This window comes from Phenylobacterium montanum, assembly GCF_018135625.1.
GTDB classification, from domain to species: domain Bacteria; phylum Pseudomonadota; class Alphaproteobacteria; order Caulobacterales; family Caulobacteraceae; genus Poindextera; species Poindextera montana.
Map to the genome: position 1 here is coordinate 5484975 of NZ_CP073078.1, position 22229 is coordinate 5507203.

At 68.3% G+C, this 22229-nt stretch carries 18 protein-coding genes; 13 read left to right on the forward strand and 5 right to left on the reverse strand.

Annotated elements, in window-relative coordinates:
* The first annotated feature begins 1 nt into the window (after position 1).
* From KCG34_RS25115 to KCG34_RS25140, 6 genes are all read left to right on the forward strand, one after another.
* A complete protein-coding gene (locus KCG34_RS25115; protein WP_211938321.1) occupies positions 2 to 1228 on the forward strand; it encodes a tetratricopeptide repeat-containing sulfotransferase family protein in 1227 nt (408 codons plus the stop codon).
* A 65-nt stretch (positions 1229 to 1293) separates the two neighbouring features.
* Positions 1294 to 2901: a DUF5597 domain-containing protein gene (locus KCG34_RS25120; protein ID WP_211938322.1), complete on the forward strand. Its 1608-nt coding sequence runs from the start codon at positions 1294 to 1296 to the stop codon at positions 2899 to 2901.
* A 149-nt stretch (positions 2902 to 3050) separates the two neighbouring features.
* On the forward strand, positions 3051 to 5894 hold the full coding sequence (locus KCG34_RS25125) for a TIM-barrel domain-containing protein (RefSeq protein ID WP_211938323.1): 2844 nt from the start codon (positions 3051 to 3053) through the stop codon (positions 5892 to 5894).
* Between the two features lie 9 nt (positions 5895 to 5903).
* Positions 5904 to 8420 (forward strand): glycoside hydrolase family 3 protein, encoded by a 2517-nt coding sequence (locus KCG34_RS25130; protein WP_211938324.1) that lies wholly within the window; start codon positions 5904 to 5906, stop codon positions 8418 to 8420.
* A gap of 14 nt (positions 8421 to 8434) precedes the next feature.
* A complete protein-coding gene (locus KCG34_RS25135; protein WP_249138152.1) occupies positions 8435 to 10390 on the forward strand; it encodes a sialate O-acetylesterase in 1956 nt (651 codons plus the stop codon).
* A gap of 120 nt (positions 10391 to 10510) precedes the next feature.
* Positions 10511 to 11029 (forward strand): WapI family immunity protein, encoded by a 519-nt coding sequence (locus KCG34_RS25140; protein WP_211938325.1) that lies wholly within the window; start codon positions 10511 to 10513, stop codon positions 11027 to 11029.
* Between the two features lie 275 nt (positions 11030 to 11304).
* On the opposite strand, the gene KCG34_RS25145 is transcribed toward KCG34_RS25140, so the two are convergent.
* Positions 11305 to 12906, reverse strand: coding sequence for an alpha-L-fucosidase (locus KCG34_RS25145; protein ID WP_211938326.1), 1602 nt, complete (start codon positions 12904 to 12906; stop codon positions 11305 to 11307).
* Positions 12907 to 12944: 38 nt separating this feature from the next.
* On the opposite strand from KCG34_RS25145, the gene KCG34_RS25150 reads away from it, so the two are divergent.
* Positions 12945 to 14135, forward strand: a complete 1191-nt coding sequence (locus tag KCG34_RS25150) for a glycoside hydrolase family 27 protein (RefSeq protein WP_249138153.1) — start codon at positions 12945 to 12947, stop codon at positions 14133 to 14135.
* An 8-nt stretch (positions 14136 to 14143) separates the two neighbouring features.
* Here KCG34_RS25150 and KCG34_RS25155 read toward each other — a convergent pair whose 3' ends face one another.
* Positions 14144 to 16324 (reverse strand): beta propeller repeat protein, encoded by a 2181-nt coding sequence (locus KCG34_RS25155; protein ID WP_211938328.1) that lies wholly within the window; start codon positions 16322 to 16324, stop codon positions 14144 to 14146.
* Between the two features lie 152 nt (positions 16325 to 16476).
* Here KCG34_RS25155 and KCG34_RS25160 point away from each other — a divergent pair, with 152 nt between their 5' ends.
* Positions 16477 to 16665, forward strand: coding sequence for a hypothetical protein (locus KCG34_RS25160; RefSeq protein WP_211938329.1), 189 nt, complete (start codon positions 16477 to 16479; stop codon positions 16663 to 16665).
* A 1-nt stretch (position 16666) separates the two neighbouring features.
* Here KCG34_RS25160 and KCG34_RS25165 read toward each other — a convergent pair whose 3' ends face one another.
* Positions 16667 to 17464, reverse strand: a complete 798-nt coding sequence (locus KCG34_RS25165; RefSeq protein WP_211938330.1) for a response regulator — start codon at positions 17462 to 17464, stop codon at positions 16667 to 16669.
* A gap of 164 nt (positions 17465 to 17628) precedes the next feature.
* Here KCG34_RS25165 and KCG34_RS25170 point away from each other — a divergent pair, with 164 nt between their 5' ends.
* A complete protein-coding gene (locus KCG34_RS25170) occupies positions 17629 to 17946 on the forward strand; it encodes a plasmid stabilization protein (RefSeq protein WP_211938331.1) in 318 nt (105 codons plus the stop codon).
* On the opposite strand, the gene KCG34_RS25175 is transcribed toward KCG34_RS25170, so the two are convergent.
* Entirely contained in the window at positions 17937 to 18743 is an 807-nt protein-coding gene (locus KCG34_RS25175) for a metallophosphoesterase family protein (protein WP_211938332.1), read from the reverse strand. The genes KCG34_RS25170 and KCG34_RS25175 overlap by 10 nt on opposite strands.
* Positions 18740 to 19678 (reverse strand): diacylglycerol/lipid kinase family protein, encoded by a 939-nt coding sequence (locus tag KCG34_RS25180; RefSeq protein WP_249138154.1) that lies wholly within the window; start codon positions 19676 to 19678, stop codon positions 18740 to 18742. Before KCG34_RS25180 ends, KCG34_RS25175 begins: the two co-directional genes overlap by 4 nt.
* Positions 19679 to 19793: 115 nt before the next feature.
* Here KCG34_RS25180 and KCG34_RS25185 point away from each other — a divergent pair, with 115 nt between their 5' ends.
* From KCG34_RS25185 to KCG34_RS25200, 4 genes are all read left to right on the forward strand, one after another.
* Positions 19794 to 20255 carry a GtrA family protein gene (locus tag KCG34_RS25185; RefSeq protein ID WP_211938333.1) on the forward strand — a complete coding sequence of 154 codons (462 nt, stop codon included), beginning with the start codon at positions 19794 to 19796 and terminating at the stop codon, positions 20253 to 20255.
* Positions 20252 to 21400, forward strand: a complete 1149-nt coding sequence (locus KCG34_RS25190; RefSeq protein WP_211938334.1) for a zinc-binding metallopeptidase family protein — start codon at positions 20252 to 20254, stop codon at positions 21398 to 21400. Before KCG34_RS25185 ends, KCG34_RS25190 begins: the two co-directional genes overlap by 4 nt.
* 69 nt (positions 21401 to 21469) lie before the next feature.
* Positions 21470 to 21754 carry a hypothetical protein gene (locus KCG34_RS25195; protein WP_211938335.1) on the forward strand — a complete coding sequence of 95 codons (285 nt, stop codon included), beginning with the start codon at positions 21470 to 21472 and terminating at the stop codon, positions 21752 to 21754.
* 63 nt (positions 21755 to 21817) lie between these two features.
* Positions 21818 to 22207 carry a hypothetical protein gene (locus KCG34_RS25200; protein ID WP_211938336.1) on the forward strand — a complete coding sequence of 130 codons (390 nt, stop codon included), beginning with the start codon at positions 21818 to 21820 and terminating at the stop codon, positions 22205 to 22207.
* Positions 22208 to 22229 lie beyond the last annotated feature (22 nt).

Consider the following 22229-nt stretch of genomic DNA (forward strand, 5'->3'; position numbering starts at 1 on the left):
CGTGCCCGGCGCCGCCGAGGCTGTCGTACAACTGCGCGCCAGGATCGCGGCGCGGCCAGCGGAGGTGGGCCTTCACCACCAGCTCGGTCGCCTGCTGCAGGCCCTGGGGCGGCTGGACGAGGCCGCAAAGGCGTTCGAAGCGGCCCTGGCCCTGCAGCCGCGGGTCGGCGAACTGCACCGCAACCTGGCCGAGGTGGTCCGCTTCGCTGAAGGCGACCCGCGCCTTGCCGCCATGGCGCGGCTGGCGGCGGAGCCCTTGCGCGACTCTGACCGCATCAGCCTGGGTTTCGCCCTCGGCAAGGCCTACGGCGACCTCGGCCGGCATGAGGCGGCGTTCCGCAGTGTCCAGGACGCCTGCCGCCTGATGCGGGCCAATATCGACTATGACGAGGCCGGGACCCTGGCCATGTTCGAGCGCATGGCGGGCCTGTTCACCGCCGAGGCCCTGGCCGAACGGGCGGGGCAGGGGGAACCGTCCGACGCGCCGATCTTCATCCTAGGCATGCCGCGCTCGGGCTCGACCCTGGTGGAGCAGGTCCTGGCCGCTCACCCGGATGTCGCTGCGGGCGGCGAGCTGACCCTGTTCCGCGACATCGCCGCCGCCATGCTGGGCCAGCCGGAGCGCGCTCTTTCGCTGGACGTCGCCGGCCTTCGAGCTATCGGCGCGCGCTACCTCCAGGCGACGATGGGGCTCACGCAGGGACGGGCACGCTTCACCGACAAGATGCCGGCCAATTTCCTGATGGTCGGGCTGATCCATCTGGTGCTGCCCAATGCGCGCATCATCCACACCGTGCGCGACCCGGTCGACACGTGCCTCTCCTGCTACGCCACACTGTTCGGCGATGGCCAGCTCTACAGCTATGACCTCGGCGAGCTCGGCCGCCACTACCGCGCCTATCGCCGGCTGATGGACCACTGGCGCGCGGTGCTGCCGCCCGGCGTCATGCTTGATATCGTTTATGAGGACGTTGTCGCCGATCTGGAAGGCCAGGCCCGGCGGCTGGTCGATCACTGCGGCCTTCCCTGGGACCCCGCCTGCCGCCAGTTCCAGTCGGCCGAACGCCCGGTCTGGACCGCCAGTGCGGCCCAGGTGCGCCAGCCGCTTTACGCCTCGTCGCGCAGCCGTTGGCGGCCCCCGGCGGAGGATCTGGCGCCGCTCATCGAAGGCCTTGGACCGGCGGCGGGCGAAGTCGACAAAAGCAGGTTGCAATCTGCGCCCGGATAGTGAATATCAAACAGGTAAATGGTAGCGGTAACAATCCGCACTCGGAAACCGGGAAAGAGCAGGGCATGGGGGCGGTTCGCACGGCATGGGCGGCAGGCGTTGCGGCGCTCGCACTTCTGGGCGGCCCGGCCTTCGCCCGCGAGCCGACGCCCGTTCCCCAGATCGTCAGCCAGAACGGCCGTTTCGCCCTGATGGTCGATGGCGCGCCCTATCTGATGCTGGGCGCGCAGATGAACAATTCCAGCGCCTGGCCGGCCGTGCTGCCCAAGGTCTGGCCGACCATCGACAAGCTGCACGCCAATACGCTCGAGGCGCCGATCGCCTGGGAGCAGGTCGAGCCCAGGGAAGGGCAGTTCGACTTCTCCTTCCTCGACACCCTGCTGGCCCAGGCGCGCCAGCATCGCGTCCGCCTGGTGCTGCTGTGGTTCGGGGCCTGGAAGAACAATAGCCCCAGCTACGCGCCCGAATGGGTCAAGCTGGACAACGCCCGCTTCCCCCGCGTGATCACCGCCCGTGGTGAGACCCGCAATTCCCTGTCGCCGCTCTATACCGCGACGATGGAGGCCGACAAGAAGGCCTTCGTCGCCCTGATGAGCCACCTGAAGGCTGCCGATCCCCAGCACGCCGTGATCATGGTCCAGGTGGAGAACGAGACCGGAGTCTACGGCTCGGTCCGCGATTTCTCCCCCGCCGCCCAGGCCGCCTTCAAGGGGCAGGCGCCCGACGCTCTGGTCAAAGCCCTGGGCAAGCCGCCGGGAACCTGGGCCGACGCCTTCGGACCGGACGCGGACGAGTTCTTCTACGCCTGGTCGATGGCCCGCTATGTCGACGCCTTGGCCGAAGCCGGCAAGGCGGCCAACCCGCTGCCGATGTACGTCAACGCCGCCCTGCGCGATCCGGCCGGCTATCAGGACCCGATGTCGTTTTCCAGCGGCGGGCCGACCTGGGACGTGCTCGACATATGGAAGCTGGCCGCGCCGCACATCGATGTGGTGGCCCCGGACATCTATATGCGCGACTACGCCAGCTATGTGCGGACCCTGGAGCAGTACAGCCGCCCCGACAACGCCCTGATGGTGCCGGAAACCGGCAACGGCGAGGCCAACGCCCGGATGGTGTTCGAGGTTTTGGGGCGCCGCGCCCTGGGGTTTGCGCCGTTCGGCATGGACGAGACCGGCTATTCCAACTTCCCCCTCGGCGCGCCCAAACTGGATGAGGCGACGGTCGAGGCCTTCGCCCAGAACTATCGCCTGATCGAGCCCTTCGCCCGCCAGCTGGCCGCCCTGAGCTACCAGGGCAAGGTCTGGGGCGCGGCCGAGCCGACCGACACGCACGTCCAGCGGGTCAGTCTCGGCGACTGGCAGGTCACCGCCAGTTACGGCATGCCCCAGTTCGCCTTCCCCGCGCCCACCGGCAACTCGCCGCCCTCCGGCGGCTTCCTGGTCGCCGAGCTTGGGCCAAACGAATATCTGCTGGCCGGCTACCATGTGCGGCTGAACTTCGATTTGACCAGCCCCGCCGGCCGCAAGGTCCAGTTCGCCCGCGTCGAGGAAGGCCACTACGCCGACGGCCAGTGGGTGTTCGACCGCATCTGGAACGGCGACCAGACCGACTACGGCCTCAATTTCACCTCCGCGCCCCAGCTGCTGCGCGTGCGGCTGGCGACTTACTGATGGATGATCGAGTGATCCGGACCCCTTCTGCCGATGCCGCGGTGGCGGCAGCCCCCTCCACCGCTTCGCGGTCCCCCTCCCCCGATGGGGGAGGAGTGTTGGCGGCGGCTCGCTCCGATCAATTCCTCCCCCATCGGGGGAGGGGGACCATGCGCAGCATGGTGGAGGGGGCCAGCCGCTGTGCGCTGGCCCTCGCTATCTTCTCCGCCACCGCCGCCCATGCCGCCGGGACCTTCGAGAAGACCCCTGACGGCGTCGTCGTCACCCCCGCCGCCGGCCCGGCCAAGCACGTGCGCATCCAGGTGATGGGGCAGGGGACCTTCCACGTCACCGCCGTCCCCACCGACAGCTTCGACTTGCCCAAGAGCTTGATGGTGCTCGCCAGGCCCGAGGGCGCCTTCACCGTGTCCGAAACTGGCGGCGAGGTGGTGATCAGGGCCGACAAGGCGACCGCCGAGGTCTCGCTGGCCACTGGCCAGGTCCGCTTTCGTGACGCCGCCGGCAAGCTGGTGCTGGCGGGCAAGGACGCCGGCGCCTTCACGCCCGAGACCATCGAGGGCCAGGGCTTCTACAAGGTCAGCCAGGAGTTCAATCCGGATACGGACGAAGCCTTCTATGGCCTGGGCCAGCACCAGAACGGCCAGATGAACTACAATGGCCAGGACGTGGAGCTGTCGCAGTACAACAGGGACGTGGCCGTGCCGTTCCTGGTCTCCAGCCGCGGCTACGGCCTTCTATGGGACAATAATTCGATCAGCCGCTTCGGCGATCCGGTCCCTTACGCCCTGGCCTCGCGCGACCTGAAGATCTGGGACGCCGAGGGCAAGCCCGGCGGCTTCACCGCCCGCTATGCCCTGAACGGCGACGTGAAGCTCACCCGCACCGAAGCGGACATCAATTTCCAGCACCTGAAGGACCAGCCCAACTGGCCCAAGGTGGTCGCGGACGCCGCCGGCGCACCAGCGCCCGGCGCCACCGTGGTCTGGGAGGGCGAGGTCGAACCCGCTGTCGGCGGGAACCAGAAGTTCCAGCTCTATTCCAGCGGCTATGTGAAGCTCTATGTCGATGGCAAGCTGGCCCTGGATCGCTGGCGGCAGAACTGGAACCCGTGGTTTCACGACTTCGACGCCCCGATGGTGGCCGGCTCTCGGCACAGGATCCGGCTGGAATGGACGCCGGATTCCACCAGCTACATCGCCCTCTTGCACGACAACCCGCTGCCGGACCCAGACCGGCATTCGCTGTGGCTGACCTCGGAAGTCGGCAAGGCGATCGACTACTATTTCGTGGGCTCCGATAGCATCGATGGGGCCATCGCCGGCTATCGCCGCCTAACCGGCAAGGCGGTGATGCTGCCCAAATGGGCCTACGGCTTCTGGCAGAGCCGCCAGCGCTACGAGGACGTCGCCCAGCTGCTGGACGTGGTCAAGGAGTATCGCAAGCGCGACCTGCCGCTCGACAACATCGTCATGGACTGGCGCTACTGGCGCGATCCGGAGTGGGGCTCGCACAAGTTCGACCCGACGCGCTTCCCCGATCCCAAGGCCATGATCGACCAGATCCATGACCTGAACGCGCACTTCATGATCTCGATCTGGCCCAAGTTCTATCCGACCACGGACAACTACAAGGAGCTGGACGCCAAGGGCCATATCTACCACCGCAACGTCGAGCAGGGCGCGCGCGACTGGGTGGGGCCGGGCTATCTGAACTCCTTCTACGACCCCTATTCCAAGGAGGCGCGGGACATCTATTGGCGCCAGGTGCGCGACAACCTGAAGGTCCTGGGCGTCGACGCCTGGTGGATGGACGCCTCCGAGCCCGACATGCACTCCAACCTGGACATCCCCGAGCGCACCCTGCGCATGGGGCCGACGGCCCTGGGGCCGGGGGCGGAATACTTCAATTCCTACGCCCTGATGCACACGAAGAGCGTGTTCGACGGCGAGCGGGCGGAAAGCCCGGACAAACGCTCGTTCATCCTTACCCGCTCAGGTTTCGGCGGGCTGCAGCGCAATGGCGCGGCGGTGTGGAGCGGCGACGTGGTCGCCCGCTGGCAGGACCTGGCCGACCAGATCTCGGCCGGGGTCAACTTCTCCATGTCGGGCATTCCCAACTGGACCACCGACATCGGCGGCTTTTCGGTGGAGCATCGCTACGAAAAGCCCAACGCCGCCGACCTCGACGAATGGCGCGAGCTGAACCTCAGATGGTTCCAGTTCGGAGCCTTCTCGCCCCTGTTCCGCAGCCACGGGGAGTTTCCCTATCGCGAAATCTACAATCTCGCGCCAGAGGGGAGTGAGGTCTACGACAGCCTCGCCTGGTACGACCGCCTGCGCTACCGGCTGATGCCCTACACCTACACCCTGGCCGCTGACACCTGGCAGGCCGACAGCACCATCATGCGCGGTCTGGTCATGGACTTCCCCGCCGACCTGAAGGCGCGGGACGTCAATGACGAGTACCTCTACGGCCGCGAGCTCTTGGTCGCGCCGGTGCATGAGTACAAGGCCCGCTCGCGCGCGGTCTATCTGCCGGCCGGGACCGCCTGGTACGACCTCTATAGCGGCGCCCGCCACGAGGGCGGCCAGACCATCGACGCCTCAGCGCCGCTGTCGCGCATGCCCCTGTTCGTCCGCGCCGGGGCGATCCTGCCGGTCGGCCCGGTGATGGACTATGTGGGCCAAAAGCCCGAGGCGCCGATCACCCTCTATGTCTATGCCGGGGCGGACGGGGCGTTCTCGCTCTACGAGGACGACGGCCTTTCCAACGACTACGCCAAGGGCGCCTTCGCGCGGATCCCGATCGCCTATGACGACAAGGTCGGGACCCTGACCATTGGCGCCCGCCAGGGCCGCTATCCGGGCATGCTGGAAAGCCGGGTGTTCAACATCCGCTGGATCACGCCCGGAGCGCCCAAGCCCCTCGACTTCGACTCCGCCCCCGACCGTTCCGTCACCTATGCCGGCCAGCCGGTCACCGTCCGCAGATAGGATTTTGTGATGTTGTCTCGTTCCCTGCTGGCGGGCCTCTTGTCTACGGTCGTGGCCGCCGGCCCCGTGCTCGCCCAGCCCGCCGCCGAGCGCGGCGTGGCCCACCCCGAGCTCTGGCCCCAGGCGCACAGCACAGGCCTGGTCGATCCGAGGACTGAGGCTTTCGTCAGCAGCCTGATGGCGCGCATGACCCTGGAGGAAAAGGTCGGCCAGATGATCCAGGCCGATACCGCCAGCATCGTCCCTGCTGACCTGCGCCAATACCCGCTGGGCGGCATCCTGGCCGGCGGCAACTCCCCGCCGCTGGGCGCGCCCGACCGCTCACCGGCGCCGGCCTGGGTAGCGACCGCCCGGGCCTTCCGCGCCGTCTCGCTGGAGGCGCGGCCGGGCCATGTGCCGATCCCGGTGATCTTCGGCATCGATGCGGTGCATGGAAACAACAACGTGGTCGGGGCGGTGCTCTTCCCGCACAATGTCGGTCTGGGCGCCACGCACGACCCGGAACTGATCCGCCAAATCGGCCAGGTCACGGCCGAAGAAACCGCCGCCGCCGGCATCGACTGGGCGTTCGGCCCGACCCTGGCCGCGCCACAGGACGACCGCTGGGGCCGCACCTACGAGGGTTATTCGGAATATCCCGACATCATCAAGGCCTATGCGCCGGCGATGGTCACGGGCCTGCAAGGCGCGCCGGGAACCCCACGCGGGCTGCAGCACGGCCGTGTCGCCGCCTCGATCAAGCACTTCCTCGGCGACGGCGGCACCAAGGGCGGGGTCGACCAGGGCGACGACGACATCAGCGAAGCCGACCTGATCCGCCTGCACGCTCAGGGCTATCCGCCGGCCATCGACGCGGGGGCCATGACCGTGATGGTCTCCTATTCCAGCTGGCAGGGCCGCAAGATGCACGGCAACCAAAGCCTGCTGACCGGCGTCCTCAAGGGCCGCATGGGCTTCGAGGGCTTCGTGATCAGCGACTGGAATGGCCACGGCCAGGTGCCCGGCTGCAGCAATGTCGACTGCCCCGCCGCCTTCAACGCCGGGGTCGACATGATCATGGCCCCGGATGGTTGGAAGGGCCTGTTTGATCACACCGTCGCCGAGGTGCGCTCGGGCGCGATCCCCATGAGCCGGGTGGACGACGCCGTGCGCCGCATCCTGCGGGTGAAGGCCAAGCTCGGTCTGTTCGAGGCGGCTCGTCCGTTTGAGGGCGATGACAGCGCTATCGCTTCGCCGGCGCACCGCGCCGTCGCCCGCCAGGCGGTGCGCGAGTCGCTGGTGCTGCTGAAGAACGACGGCGTCCTGCCGATCAAGGGTTCGGCCCATGTGCTGGTGGCGGGCTCGGGCGCCGACGACATCGGCCGCCAGTCCGGCGGCTGGACCCTGTCCTGGCAGGGGACCGGCAACACCAAGGCCGACTTCCCCAATGGCCAGTCGATCTGGTCTGGCATTGACGAGGCGGTGAAGGCCGCCGGCGGCTCGACCGAGTTGAATGTCGATGGCGATTTCAAGCAGAAGCCGGACATGGCCATCGTCGTGTTCGGCGAGACTCCTTACGCCGAGTTCCAGGGCGACATCCGCACCCTGGAATACCAGCCCGGCGACAAAACCGACCTGGCGCTCTTGAAGAAGCTGCGCGCCCAGGGGATCCCGGTGGTGTCGGTGTTCCTGTCCGGCCGACCGCTTTGGGTCAATCCGGAGATCAACGCCTCGAACGCCTTCGTCGCGGCCTGGCTGCCGGGCTCAGAAGGGGCGGGCGTGGCCGACGTGCTGGTCGGCGACGCCGCCGGCCATCCGCGCAATGACTTCCGCGGCAAGCTCTCGTTTTCCTGGCCCCGGACCGCGGCCCAGACCAGCCTCAACTGGGGCCAGCAGCCCTATGACCCGTTGTTCCCCTACGGCTTCGGCCTCACCTATGCCGACCATGCGACCCTGCCGGTCCTGTCCGAGGTCTCCGGCGTCAATGGTTCGGTGGCCAATACCGACAACTACTTCCAGAGCGGCCACACCACGGCCCCCTGGGGCTTTGTGCTCACCGCCGGCGCGGTGCGCGACTGGGCCGGGGCGGGCGGATCGCCGGCCGACGCCGGCGGGGTGGTATCCCTGCGTCCCGTGGACGCCGCCGGCATCCAGGAGGGAGGCCGCCAGCTGACCTGGAGCGGCAAGGGCGAGGGCGCCGCGGCCCTGACCGGCCCCTCCATCGACCTGACCCGCCAGGCCAACGGCGACGTCTCCCTGCTGCTGGAATATCGCATCGACCGCGCCCCGACGGCCGCGGTGTCCCTGCGCATCGGCCAGGGCGGCCTGGACCTGACCCAGGCCCTGGCGGCCGGCCGGCCCGGCGAATGGCGCCAGGTCAAGGTCAAGCTGGCCTGTTTCCGCGAGGCCGGCGCCGACCTTTCCAGCGTCACCGAGCCCTTCGCCCTGGCCACCCATGGCGGATTCGGCGTTTCCTTGCGCGCGGTCAAGCTTTCGACCGATCCCACCGGCGCCGTCTGCCTGCCCAAGGCCCGCGGCGGAGCCTGATGGAGCCTAGTTCGATGTTGAAGCCCGCCCTCATCGGTCTCGCCGTCTTCTTCGCTTCCGCCGGCGCCGCAGCGGCCCAGACAGCCGCGCCGCCGCCACTGCTGGCCCAGGCCTTCACCGATCATGCGGTCTTGCAGCGCGGCGCGCCGATTCCGGTCTGGGGATGGGCCAAGGCGGGCGAGACGGTCAGTCTCGATTTCGACGGCCAGACGGTCCAGGCCAGGGCCGACGCCTCGGGGCGCTGGAGCGCACGCCTGGCGGCGCATTCCGCCGGCGGGCCGTTCGAGCTGACCGCCCGTGGCGAGGCCGGCGAGACCCAGACCCTGCATGATCTGCTGGTCGGCGACGTCTGGCTGTGCTCCGGCCAGTCGAACATGGAATTCACCCTGCGCCACGCCACCAACGCCGACGTGGAGGTGGGCGCCTCCGCCAACGACCAGATTCGTCTGATCCACATTCCCAAGGTCAGCGCGGCGACGCCCCAGAGCGGCTTCGGGGCCCCGACCGCCTGGAGGCCGGCTGGCCCGGCCAGCGCCGCCGATTTCTCGGCCGCCTGCTTCCTCATGGGCAAGGAGCTGCAGGCCGACCAGCACATCCCCATCGGCCTGATCGACGCCTCCTGGGGCGGCTCGGACGTGCGCGCCTGGATGAGCCCCGAGGCGCTGCACCGCTTCGGCGGCTATGACGACGACCTCGCCATCGTCAGGCGCCACGCCGCCGATCCAGTCGGCGCGGCCACGGCTTGGTCGTTGGTGATGGAGCGCTGGTACAAAGCTCACGATCCGGGCTTCCACTGGAACGACCCCGCGCTCGACGACAGCGCCTGGGCGACGACGCCGGCGGCGGGCTATTGGGAGGGCTGGGGCGTTCCGGCCCTGGCCCGCTTCGACGGCATCGTCTGGTATCGCACCACGGTCACCCTCACCGCCGAGCAGGCCAAGGGCGAGGCGACCATCGCGCTTGGCCCGGCCGACGACATGGACACCAGCTTCGTCAACGGCGTCTTCGTCGGCGGGATCGACAGTTGGAACGCGCCCAGGACCTACCGCGTCCCGGCCGGCGTGCTGCATGCTGGCGTGAATTCCATCGCCGTGCGGGTGTTGGACACCGGCGGCGGCGGCGGCCTCTGGGGCCAGCCCAAGGATCGCTTCCTGCGCCTGGCCGACGGCTCGAGCGTTCCGATAAATGGAACCTGGCGCTGGCGCATCGCCGCGCCGCTGACCCAGACCGGCCCCGCGCCGCATGCGCCCTGGCAGGACGCGGTGGGCATGGTCACCCTCTACAACGGCCTGATTGCGCCCCTGGACGGCTATGGGCTGAAGGGTTTCGCCTGGTACCAGGGCGAGCAGAACATCTCCAACGCACTGGAATATCGCCGCCTGCTGCCGGCCATGATCGCCGACTGGCGCGGCCGCTTCGGCGCGGACCTGCCGTTCCTGATCGTGCAGCTGGCCAATTTCGGCCCGGCGGTCAGCCAGCCCGGCGAGTCCGACTGGGCGGCCGTGCGCGAGGCCCAGCGCCTGACTGTCGAGCATGACCTGCGAACCGGCCTCGCCGTCGCCGTCGATGTCGGCCAGCGCTACGATATCCACCCCACCGACAAGCAGGATGTCGGCCATCGCCTGGCCCTGCTGGCTCGCCACATCGCCTATGGCGAGGCCGTGACCGCCTCCGGTCCGCGCCCGCTCGGCGCCAGCCAAGCCGGCGACCGCATCACCATCCGCTTCGCCGACGTGGCGGCGGGCCTGGTGGTCTATGGCGCCGCCCGGCCGATCGGCTTCGAGGCCTGCGACGGCGCCGGCCACTGCCGCTTCGTCGACGCGACCGTGGGCAAGGACCAGGTGGTGCTCGACGCGGCCGGCCTCGGCCCGGTGGCCAAGGTCCGCTACGCCTGGGCCGACAGCCCGGTGGTCAATCTCTACAATTCCGAAGACCTGCCCGCGACGCCGTTCGAGATCGAGGTGCGGTGAGGGGGGAGATGAACGGCTTTGGCCCAAAGCCGCTGCTTGGCGGGAAAGCGAACCTCAGGTTTATATGGCGGGATGAAGCTTGATCGAAGATCCGTCACGCTTGGGATAGGCCTCGCCACTATGAGCGTTGTGAATGCCAGTGCAGACGAAGGAAACAGCCTTGTTCCAATGGCGCTGGCGAACGGGGACTCATGGTTTCGGTTAACGATCGCCAGCTACCAGTTCCCTCAAATCACTGACGATGAGTGGGACTCCAACTGGCTAGTCATCGATGGGTCGGCCCGGTTGAATGGAAAGGAGTGGCGCTTCAGAGATCCATGTCTGACGACATTTGAGGCCGTGAATTTGGCGACCTGGATGGAGGCTTGCGCGCAAGGAACGGCGAAAGAACCATACTGTGCTTTTACTGAGCCAAATTTGCAGTTCGATCTCGTCGATGCGCAGACAATGCGGGTCAGTTTTGCGTTGGAGTCTGCACCCCCTTGGGCCAAACAAGGGGATGACTGGACCAAGCATGGGTTCAATCTGTCCGTCGGGCCAGCTCTTGTGAGAGCGGCTTCAGAACTTCGCCGTCAGCTCCAGAACTTTCCGGTGCGAGGTGGTCGGACCCGCGGCGAGCCTGCAACAACGCTCGGCTAAGGCAGCTAACCCTTGAAGCCCCGCCGGCGCCGGAACGATTCCGGCGAAACGAGCTTCTACGTGTTTGAGCAAGACCAAGGCTGTACCGGCTTGAAATCAGTTTGAACCAAAACCAACCCCGCTCATCCCGGCGAATGCCGGGACCCAGATCGTATGGCTCAGCGAGCGGATACTATGTTCCTAGTGAAAGCCCAAAAAGGCCGGAGCTTTGTGATCTGGGTCCCGGCATTCGCCGGGATGAGCGGAATATTGAGTCTGCTTGGCCTCAACTCCCTCTAGGCGATTCCCGCCCCCTCGATCTTCAGCGCCGGTGAAAACGCGGGCCGCGTATCAGGCAGGCGCACCTTCAGCCCCTCCGCCGCCGCCTCGAACGCCAACGGGCCGCCGCCCAGGAGGGTGACCCGCTCGACCCGTACCCCCGCGAGCGCCTTCAGCGTCAGCGCGCCCGACGGCCACTCCATCGCCAGGGCGTAGAGCGCGCCTTTGCGGGTGGTGTAGCGGATGTCCTCGGCGGTGAAGGGCTTGACCTGGGCCTCGCTGAACGAGCCAGCCGCCACCGGTGTCGGGCCTTCGCCGAAGGTGCGCCAGGGCCGGGTGGCGAAAATCGCCTCGCCATTCACCGCCATCCAGGCGGCCATGTCGGCCAGGATCCGCTCCTCGTCGCTGTCGATGGTCCCGTCGGCGCGCAGGGGGATGGAGAGCAGCAAGTTGCCGTTCTTGGAGACGATGTCCGCCAGACTCTGGATCACCGCCTTAGCGCTCTTGTATCCGTGGCGCTCGTAGAGGGCGCGGTCGTAGTGCCAATTGCCGATGCAGGTGTCGGTCTGCCAGGGCTCGGGGCGCAGTTCGCCGACCAGGCCGCGCTCGACGTCCTCGACCACGCCGCGGCGTTGGGCCGGGATCAGCTTCTTGGCCGTGACCACCGCCTCCAGCGACCCGCCATGCCAGGCCTGGTTCTGGTTGTAATACCAGGCGGTGGCGTCCAACCCCGCCTGGCCCAGCGGCAGGCGCTCGTCGTCGAGATAGAGGAAGTCGGGGCGGTGCTGGCTGACCAGATCCATGCAGCGTAGCTTCCACTGCAGGGCGTAGGCCGGATCGCCCGGCGGCGGGGTCTCGAGCCACTGGCCGTCATGCGCGCCGTGCCAGTCGTCCATGGCCTTGATGCTGGTCACCCCGTCCGGGACCACCATGTGCGGCCCGGTATAGAGTTCCTGCGGGTCCAGCCCCTCCCACCACTGGCCGGCGCCGTCGGCCTTGGTCAGGCGGAAGGCGTCATAGCGCTGGCCGGCCAGGGGCCCCTCGGCGTCATAGCCATAGGCCGTCTGCCACCAGTGCCAGGCGTGGGCCGAGTGGTTGCTGACCCCGAACCTCAGGCCGTGCTCGCGCGCGACCTTGGCCCAGGTCCCGACGATGTCCTTCTTCGGCCCGACCCGCAGCGTGTTCCAGGCGTGGTGCTTGGACGCCCAGGTGTCCAGATTGTCGTGGTGGTTGGCCAGGGCGACGAAATACTTGGCCCCTGCGGCCTTGTAGAGCCGCATCAGCCGCTCCGGCTCCCAGTTCTCAGCCCGCCACAGGTTCTCGATCTGCATGAAGCCGGTCCTGGACGGATGGCCGTAGGTCCTCAGGTGATGCTCGTAATAGGGGTTTCCTTGCACGTACATCAGCCGGCCGTACCAGTCGCCGAACTCGGGCACGCACTGGGCGCTCCAGTGGGCCCAGATGCCGAGCTTGGCGTCGCGGTACCAGTCCGGGGCGCGGTATTGTGCGATCAGCGAGTCCCAGCTCGGCTGGAACGGGCCGCTCTGCGCCGCCGCCCGGCCAGGGATCGCTCCCAAGACTGCGCTGGCCTGCAACAGGCGTCGACGCGAGAGGCTCATCTGTGGTTCCTTGCGGCCAAACAATGGGGGAGGGCAGCTTGACTCGATTTCTGGCCTGGATGGCGGCATTGATCCTGACCGCGGCCGCTGCGCCGACCTTGGCCCAGGTCCAGGCGCCGCCGACGCCCAATGGCCTTGCCGCCACTCCGCCCATGGGCTGGAACAGCTGGAACAGGTTCGGCTGCGACATCAACGAGGACGTGATCCGCAAGGCCGCCGACGCCATGGTCGCCTCGGGCATGAAGGACGCCGGCTACCAGTATGTGGTGATCGACGACTGCTGGCACGGCGCGCGTGACGCCCATGGCGACATCCAGCCCGATCCGCAGCGCTTCCCTTCGGGGATCAAGGCCCTGGCCGACTATGTCCACGCCAAGGGGCTGAAGTTTGGCATCTATTCCGACGCCGGCAGCCGCACCTGCGCCGGGCGGCCGGGCAGCCGAGGTTATGAATACCAGGACGCCAAGCAGTACGCCGCCTGGGGCGTCGACTATCTGAAATACGACTGGTGCAACACCTCGACCGAGGACGCGCGCGAGGCCTATTCGACCATGGCCGACGCCCTGCATCAGACCGGCCGGCCGATCGTGTTCAGCCTGTGCGAATGGGGCACGGCCAAGCCCTGGCTTTGGGCGGGCCGGGTCGGCAACCTCTGGCGCACCACCCCTGATATCTACGACGCCTGGCAGGGGGTGAAGGGCACCAGCTTCGGCATGCTCAACATCCTGGACGGCCAGGCGGGCATCGACAGCTATGCCGGCCCCGGCCACTGGAACGACCCGGACATGCTGGAGGTCGGCAACGGCGGCATGACCGCCGACGAATACCGCGCCCATTTCAGCCTGTGGGCCATGCTCGCGGCGCCGCTGATCGCGGGCAACGACCTTGCCTCCATGAACGAGGAGACCCGCGCCATCCTGACCAATCGCGAGGTGATCGCGGTCGACCAGGACCCCTTGGGCGTCGAGGGCAAGCGCATCCTGCGCGACGGCTCGGCCGAGGTCTGGGCCAGGCCCCTGAAGGGCGGCGGCCGGGCGGTGGTGCTGCTGAACCGCGGCAAGGCGGCCCAGCACATCTCTGTCGCCTGGGAGGCGTTGGGCTATCCGGCGAAGATGAAGGCCGAGGTGCGCGACCTCTGGGCCGGCAAGTCCCTCGGCAAGCTCACCGGCGCCTTTTCCGCCGACGTGCCCAGCCACGCGGCGGTGATGGTGCGGATCGAGGGGAGCTGAGGCGGCCATCACCTGGCGGCCGGCTCGCCGACCATCACCCCGCGCCCGCCGGTGGCCAGATAGACCCGGCCGTAGATGCGCGGGTCGCCGGTGAGGCCTGACAGCCAGCCGAACTGGTGCGCGGCGTCGTTGATCCGCGTCCAGGTCTCGCCCTCGTCGTCCGAGCGAAACAGGCCGACCACCCCCAGCACCCGGCCCCACAGATAGACGGCCGGATAGTCATGGCCTGGGGCGGCCATGCCGAAGCCCAGCTGATAGGCCTCGTTGACCTGCTTCAGGTTCTTGAACGGGTGGTCGGGATCGGCGGAGTGGAACAGGCCCTGGGGCGTCGGCAGCCAGAGGTCGCGCATGCGGCCGGGCGCCAGGCGCAGGGTTCCGGCCCATTGCGGCAGGCCCTTGGCCAACAGCTGGAAGTGGGCGCCGCCGTCGACGCTGACGTGCAGTTCGCCGCGGCTCGGGTCGCTGACATAAAACACCCCCTCGACCGTGGGGTCGGCGACCGGGACCAGGGGCTTGTCGCCGCCGTCCGGCCAGCCGGCCGAGGCGGTCCAGCTGCGCCCGCCGTCGCGCGAGGCGTAGCCGTCCTGGTGCTCGGGCGCCCAGACCATGAAACCACCCTTGGCCGACAGCGCGATATGACCCGCATTGTGGTAGCGGCCGTCCGCGCCCTTGGTGACGCGCGGCGTGGCGGCGAAGGGCGTCCAGCTCTGGCCGCCGTCCAGGGACAGATAGCCTCCGCTGGGCGCCTGGTCGGCGGTGCGGGCGATGCGCTGGGGATTGAGGGCGGCGACCGACACGGACTGGTTGGTCTCGGTGACCGGCAGGAAGAAGCCGTCCTTGGGCTCGGCGCTGGTGTCGTCATAGGCGAGCCCGCCGACATCGCCCATGGCCGCCAGGAGATGCGGCCCCTGGGACGGGCTGACCAGGTCCAGCGGCACGGTCTCTTCCAGGCCCTTGTCGGCGAAGCGCCATTCGACCGGGGCGCCCGTGTCGGCGTGGCTCAGCTCGGTCGTGCGCCAGAGGCCGTAGCCTGTGCCATAGACGGCGTCGTCCGCGTCGAACGGGTCGACAGCCAGGGCGTCGATCCAGTGGCCCATCCCCTGGCGGCCCTGCTGGTAGGCGGCCAGCCAGGCGGCCTCGCCGACCTCGTGACGCGACAGCGGTCCGAGCGCGGTCCAGTGGGCGCCGCCGTCGGTGCTGCGGAACACTTCGTCGCCTGGATGCCAGCGGTCGAGGGTGGCGACGGTCACGACACCGGGATGCTGGGCGTCGACGCCCAGTCCCGCATAGCCGAACGGGGTGGTGGCGTCGGGCTTCGCGGGGGTGATCTCGCTCCAGCCCCCCGCCGGGTCGCGCTTCCAGACCGCGCCGGTCTTCACGCCGTTCGGCCCGGGTCCGTCGCTGAATGTGACATAGAGCCCGCCGGCGCTGTCGAAGGCTGCGTGATGGGCGGTCAGCCCCTGAGGGAGGCCGGGCTCGGCGGCCCAGCTCGCGCCGCCGTCGTGACTGACGTAGAGGCTGGGGCCGGTCGGGCTGACGGCGCCTGCATAGAGGGTCGTGGTGGGCTTGCCGGCTTCACCGTTTCGCGGGTCGAAAAGCACCAGGCTCGGCGAGGCGACGGGCAGGGCGCCCACGCGCTTCCAGGTCTTGCCCCGATCTGCGCTGCGCCAGAGGCCGTCGCGGGACGAGCCCAGGAACAGGATGGCGCCCTGGTTCGGGTCCACAGCAAGCCGCTCACCCGTGGAGCGGCCGTCCTGATTGCCGCCCAGCTTGAACGGCAGGTCGATGATCTCCCAACTGGCGCCGCGATCCTTGGAGCGGAGCAGGGCGCCGCCGCGCGCCCAGTCGCCGGTATATTCCCCCGCGGCGACATAGACCCGCTCGGGGTCGCCGGCGTCCAGGGCCAGGCTGAGGGCGCCGGCCAGCTGGTCGTCGCCGCGCCCCAGGCTGTCATTGAGTGCGATCCAGGTTCTGCTCGCCGCGTCCCAGCGATAGCAACCGCCGACGTCGGTGCGGGCATAGAGCAGGCCCTTTTCCCGCGGATGGAAAACCAGGCCATCGACGAAACCGCCGCCGCCGAAGGGCGCCGAGGTCCAGATGTAGGACTGGGCCGGTGCGGCGCGGACAATGGCAGGCGTGCTCGCCAGGGCCAGGGTGACGGCCACGGCGAAGGGTCTCCAGAATCTCATCGGGCGGCAGTGTCCTCTTGCGGGGCGTTTCCACCGCCACGATAGGTCAATCGCCTGAAATATGGTAGCGGTAACTTATCGCCCGGCTGCTGTCAGTTCAAAGCCGCTTGGGCCCGCCGGCGCAGTTCCCGGGCGACCATCAGGGCGAGGACGTGCGCCTTGTCTTCGGCGCCGATGCAGCCCTCAACGTCTTCGGCCAGCTTCAGAAGACGGGCGGGCTGGCCATCCCCGCCGAACTCGCTGACCAGTTGGTCGGCCTGTTGCGCGACAAGGGCGATCAGTTTGGTTTTCCACTCGCCGCGCGACACGTGGCTGGACCGAAAATTTCGATGCTGGAATAGGTCAGGCGGCCCGGCGTGTCGGACTCTTGTGCATGAACAGAGCCTGGGTGATCGCCGCCTTGACCGCTTCGGGGCGGAACGGCTTGGTCACCAGGAAGGTCGGCTCCGGTCGCTCACCGGTCAAAAGCCGTTCGGGGAAGGCGGTGATCAGCACCACCGGCACGTCCCAGAGCTTGAGGATATCCTGCACCGCGTCCGCGCCCGACGAGCCGTCCGCCAGCTGGATATCCGAGAGAATGAGGCCGGGCCGCTTCTGTTTGGCGGAGGCGACGGCCTCGGCCCGGGTGGCGGCCACGCCGCTGACCTTGTGGCCGAGTTCTTCCAGAATGCCTTCGAGGTCGGCGCAGATGATCGGCTCGTCCTCGATGATCAGAACTTCGCGCGAGAACAGGGCGTCGGCTTCCGCCTGCACCGCCGCCGCCAGCGCGGCGACCTCGGCTTCTTCGACCCCGAGGACCAGGGCCGCTTCGTCGGCCCGGAACCCTTCCATGGCCGTGAGCAGGAAAGCTTCCCGCGACTGGGCCCCAACGTGCATTAACCGCTCCTGAGCGCTGATTTCGGTGTCAATCGCCGCCGCCCTTTGTTCGAGCTGGGCGCCGGAACTTGTCCAGATGACGTGGAAAGTGCGGTAAAGCGCGATGCGAGGAGTATAGCCCGGGGCTTCCGGCAGGCCTTGGCCGGCGATGACCTCCAGGGCAGCGCGCACGTAATTGTCGCCGGTGACCTGATCGCCGGTGAGGGCGCGCGCATAGCGCCGCAGAAAAGGGAGATGCTGCGCAAGCTGGGAAAGGGCGCTCATGTCCGGTGTCCACCCCACAAGTCTGGCCTCGACACTCTCCCAACGCGCCGGTGCGAAGCACAGTTCCGTCCGCCGTGATCAGCGCGAAGGAACGATCCCGTCATCGGGTGGTTCCGAACGTGGGCCTGGTGACAAAGGGCTGTTCGCAGCTGGAGAGGAATTCCATGCCCCGCGGCGACAAGTCGAAATACACGGCCAAGCAGGTACGCAAGGCCGAACACATCGAGGAAAGCTACGAACAACGGGGCGTCTCGCACGACGAAGCTGAGCGCCGGGCCTGGGCGACGGTCAACGCGGACGATGGCGGCGGAAAGAAGGGCGGTTCCGGCGTCGGCGACCGAACCGGACATCCTGCGGCGCACAAGGGCGGACGCAAGGGCGGCGCGGCCTCGGCTGCGCGGCCGGCCAAGGATCGATCAGCCGCCGCCAAGAAGGCTGCCGCGACCCGCAAGCACAATGCAGAGCGCGGCGCTCACGGCTGACCGGCCGCCACCGGTTCCAGGCCCCGTTCCAGCGTCCATGTTCGATTTGGCTGGAATTCAGCGCCGGTCCAGCCAAGGGCGGTGACGGTCAGGACGCTCGCATCGGCTTCGATCAGCGAGAAGCTCGCCGGGGTTCCTCGCGTGCGGAGGGACAGGGTGCCGGCGCCGATGGCATAGCTGCGCCCGGTTGAACCCGGAACGGCGAGGGCGAAGGGGTTGTGCACGTGGCCGGTCAGGATCAGGTCGATGCCGGCCTCGGCCAAGAGGCGGGCGGCGGCGTCGCCTCGCCGCACGCTGCCGGTGACGGGCGCGCCGTCCGGATCGATCAGAGGATGATGGCAGGCGAACACCTTCAGCGCCCCCTGGGCCGCGGCCATCTCCGCTATGACCGCCGTGACCAGGCGCAGATCGATCGCGCCCTTTGACCAGTTCAGCCGAGGCTGGGCGCCGCGCGCGGAGTTGACCGCATGGGCGCACAGGCCGTCGCAGAGAAATTTCGTATGCTGCGGCGGGCCGATGAACCGGTTGTAGCGATTAAACGGGACCAGCGCCCGCAGCGGAATGTTCCAATAGGGCGTGTCGTGGTTGCCTGGGGTGACCAGTTGCGGCCCGGGCAGCCGGTCCAGCCAGGCGCGCGCAGCCTCGAACTCGCGCGGCAGGCCGTTCAACGTCAAATCGCCGGTCACGGCCACCAGGTCAGGGGCGAACCGCTCTACGATCTCCAGAGCGGCGGCGCAGGCGCCGGGGTTTTCGCCGCCGAAGTGGACATCGCTGAGGTGCGCCAGTCTGATGCTCACGGCTCGGGTTCCGGCTGCTGCGCTTCCGGCTCGGGCGGCGGGACCAGGGCGCGGAACGATCTCGGCCGGAACGTGATCTCGGCCGATCGGCCAAGCCTGACCATCTCTCCGTCGATCAGGCAAGGGATCGGATCCCGGGCCCAGGCGCGGCCATGCACGCAGGGCCACACCGTGACCGCTGGATCGTGGCGCCAGTCGCTGAAGATGTCGTAGAGGCCCAGCCGGAAGACATCGGTCGCGTTCTGTAGATCCAGCACGGCGGCCTCCAGCGCCGCGTCCTCTGTCGACGCTCGCGAGACCAGGGGGCAGATCAGGCCGAGGGCCACCGCCCTGTGGCCATGGCCTTCGCCAATCCGGAAGTGCAGGTGGCGGGCGAAAGCTTCGCGGAGAGCGAAAGCCGCGCGTCGCCAGGCCTGGGCCAGGTCGCCGCTGCGCACGGCTTCCCGGGCCGGCGCCCAGAGGGCCGGCGTTCCCAGGATGGCCGCGCAATGGAACGGGTGGCCGCCGACTTCGCCGCCCGACACCACCTGCACTTCGCCCTCGCTCAGGGCGGCCGCCAGCGCCTCCGGCCAGGCGCGGCGCCCGTATAGGGCGCGGGGCAGAAGGTTCATGGTGCCCCCGGGCAGGGGCGCCAAAACGGGCCCATCAGGCCCGCAGAGGGCCGCCGCGCGATTGGCCGTACCGTCGCCGGCCAGGGTCACCAGAAGGTCCGGACCGGCATCGATCGCCGCCTGCAAGCCTTGTTCGAAAGCTCCTGGATCGAGCGCCGTCACATGTCCATCGAGGCCGAATTCGGCCAGCAACGCTTCGATATGCGCCGGGGTCTCGGCATCGACTCCGCCCGAGCTTGGATTGACCACGACCTCGACGCGCCGGATCCGGCCGAGGCCGCCCGCCGCTCGAGCCGACGGTCTCGCATGAGTATCCGGCTGCATGGCCCGTCAACGCCGGAGCGAGACATGGGTTGCCCGTCACGGAGGGGCGCAACGTTCCGAGCGGGCTGCGCGTTGGCTGTGCATGCAAGCCCTGCCTCTCCATCCTTCGAAGCGTGTGCGCCGCGGTCGGGAGTTCGGCCTGGTGGTGAAGTTCACCGGTGTCAGCCTGATCGGCTTCGTCGTCGACCTGACCGTGCTGCAGTCGCTGCTGTGGGCAGGGTTGGAGCCTGCGTGGGCCCGGGTGATCTCCCTGATCTGCGCCATGCACATGACCTTCGTCATCAACGGCCTGCATGTGTTCAAGGGCCTGGATCGCCGCTGCTGGCGCCGGCAGTGGGCGAGCTACCTCTTGACCAACGGCTTCGGCAATTTCTGCAATTACTGGATTTTCGTGACCCTCGTCTCGACCCATTGGCCGCTGGTTTCCACCCCGCCGGTCGGGGTGGTCGCGGGCTCGGCCTGCGCGTGGGCGATCAACTACCTGGCCAATCGGTTCCTGGTGTTCCCGCAGCGGCTCGACGGCCTGCGCGCCTGCGATGCCGATGGGCAGGCGATGGGGCGCGCCGCCCGGCGATGAAGGCTTTCGCCTGCCAGGCGTGCGGGCAGCCGCTCTATTTCGAGGCGCAGCTATGTGAAAGCTGCGGTCGCCGGCTTGGCTACCGGCCTTGGGACCGGACCCTGGCCGCCCTTGAGCCCTGCCAGGGGCGGCCCGGCTTCTGGCTGTGCTCCGGCCAGCCCGGCCCTGCGCTCAAGCTCTGCGACAACGCCCGCTTCGACGCCTGCAACTGGCTGGTGGACGCCGGGGAGGGCAAGGCGATCTATTGCCGGGCCTGTCGGCACAACCGCACCATCCCCGACCTGTCGGTCCCCGGTCACCGCGATCTATGGACGAGGATCCAGATCGCCCAACACCGCCTGTTCGACAGCCTGCTGGCGCTGAGGCTGCCCCTCGCGACCCGGCCAGCCGATCCGAGGGGCCTGGCTTTCGACGTGCTCCACGATCCCCTTGCCGACGCCCCGGAGGGGCCGAGCGTCCTGACCGGCCACGCGGACGGGCTGATCACCGTCAGCCTGACCGAAGCCGACGACCCCGCACGGGAGCGTCGCCGCCACGACTTCGCCGAACCCTACCGCACGCTGCTGGGCCACTTCCGCCATGAGAGCGGCCACTACTTCTGGAGCCGCCTGGTCGAGGGCGGGCCGGCCCTGGGGCCCTTCCGCAAGCTGTTCGGCGACGAGCGCCAGTCCTATCAGGCTGCCCTGGAAACCCACTATCGGTGCGACGGGCCGCCGGCGGGATGGCGCGAGCGGTTCATCAGCGCCTATGCCGCGGTCCATCCCTGGGAGGATTTCGCCGAGACCTGGGCCCACTATCTGCACATGGCCGATACGCTGGAGACGGCTGCGGTTTTCGGCGTCCGGTTCGAGCGAGACGGCGCGCGGATGGACCCGGCAAGGCTCGACGTGTGGGGCTCGGCCAGCCTGGATCAGCTCATCGCCGCCTGGCTACCGCTGACCTTTGCGGTCAACTCGCTGAACCGCAGCATGGGACAGCCGGACCTCTACCCGTTCCTGCCGGAGCCGGCCGTGATTACCAAGCTGGCCTTCGTGCACGACCTCGTTCGGACCAAGGGCGCCCTGGCGGCGGTGCCGGACGAGACGGCGCTGAAGGCGGTCATCGCCGGGCTGGCGGCCCGGGTCGGCGATCCGCAGGCGGGCTGAGGCCGCGATGGGGAACCACGAGGCTCGCGGCGGGTTTGCTGAACGGGGCGGGCCGACAGGGAGAGCCTCATGGCCGATCGCAAGCCGGACGATACTGGTCAACGCCATTTCACTCATGGAACCAGCGCCTCGACCGCCGACATGGCGGTGGAAGGCGCTCCTTCCCACGAGGACAAGTCTATCGATACGCCGCATTCGCGGCCGATCGATCCGCCGGACCATCCCACCAAAAAGATTGATCACCTGGCCGGCAAGGTCGAGCAGGCCGAGAACCGCCAGGAAGCGCTGATCGACGAAAGTCTGGAGGAGAGCTTTCCGGCCAGCGATCCGCCCAGCGCCAAGCACATAACCTGAGGGCCGCCGGCCGCTGCCGTGGTCCTTTAGCAGGCCAATCACCCACATAGCGGAGTTGCTGTTATGCTGTCTCGCGCCTTCATGCTCTGGCTGACCGGCCTTGCTGCGGCGGCCATTCCCTCGGCCGTTCCGGCGGCTGATCTCAGCGGCGCGTTCGGCAATACGATCCTGTCCACCTATCCGGACGGCCGTACGGCGGAGCTTTGGCTGCATGCCGATGGCTCCTACGCCGCCGAGGGGCGCAGGGGCGATGGCTCGAGCGGCCATTGGAGCGTCAAGGGCGGCAAACTCTGCTTGAAGCAGGCCAAGCCTTTTCCCGCTCCGTTCAACTATTGCACGCCGATCCCCGCGTCCGGCATGCGGGATGCCTGGCCAGCCAAGGCGGTGACGGGAGAAAAGATAAGCGTGCGCCTGGTTTCCGGCCATCGAGCCGGAAAGCCGCGCGCAGGGTAAGGCGCACCTGCCCTGAACGCGC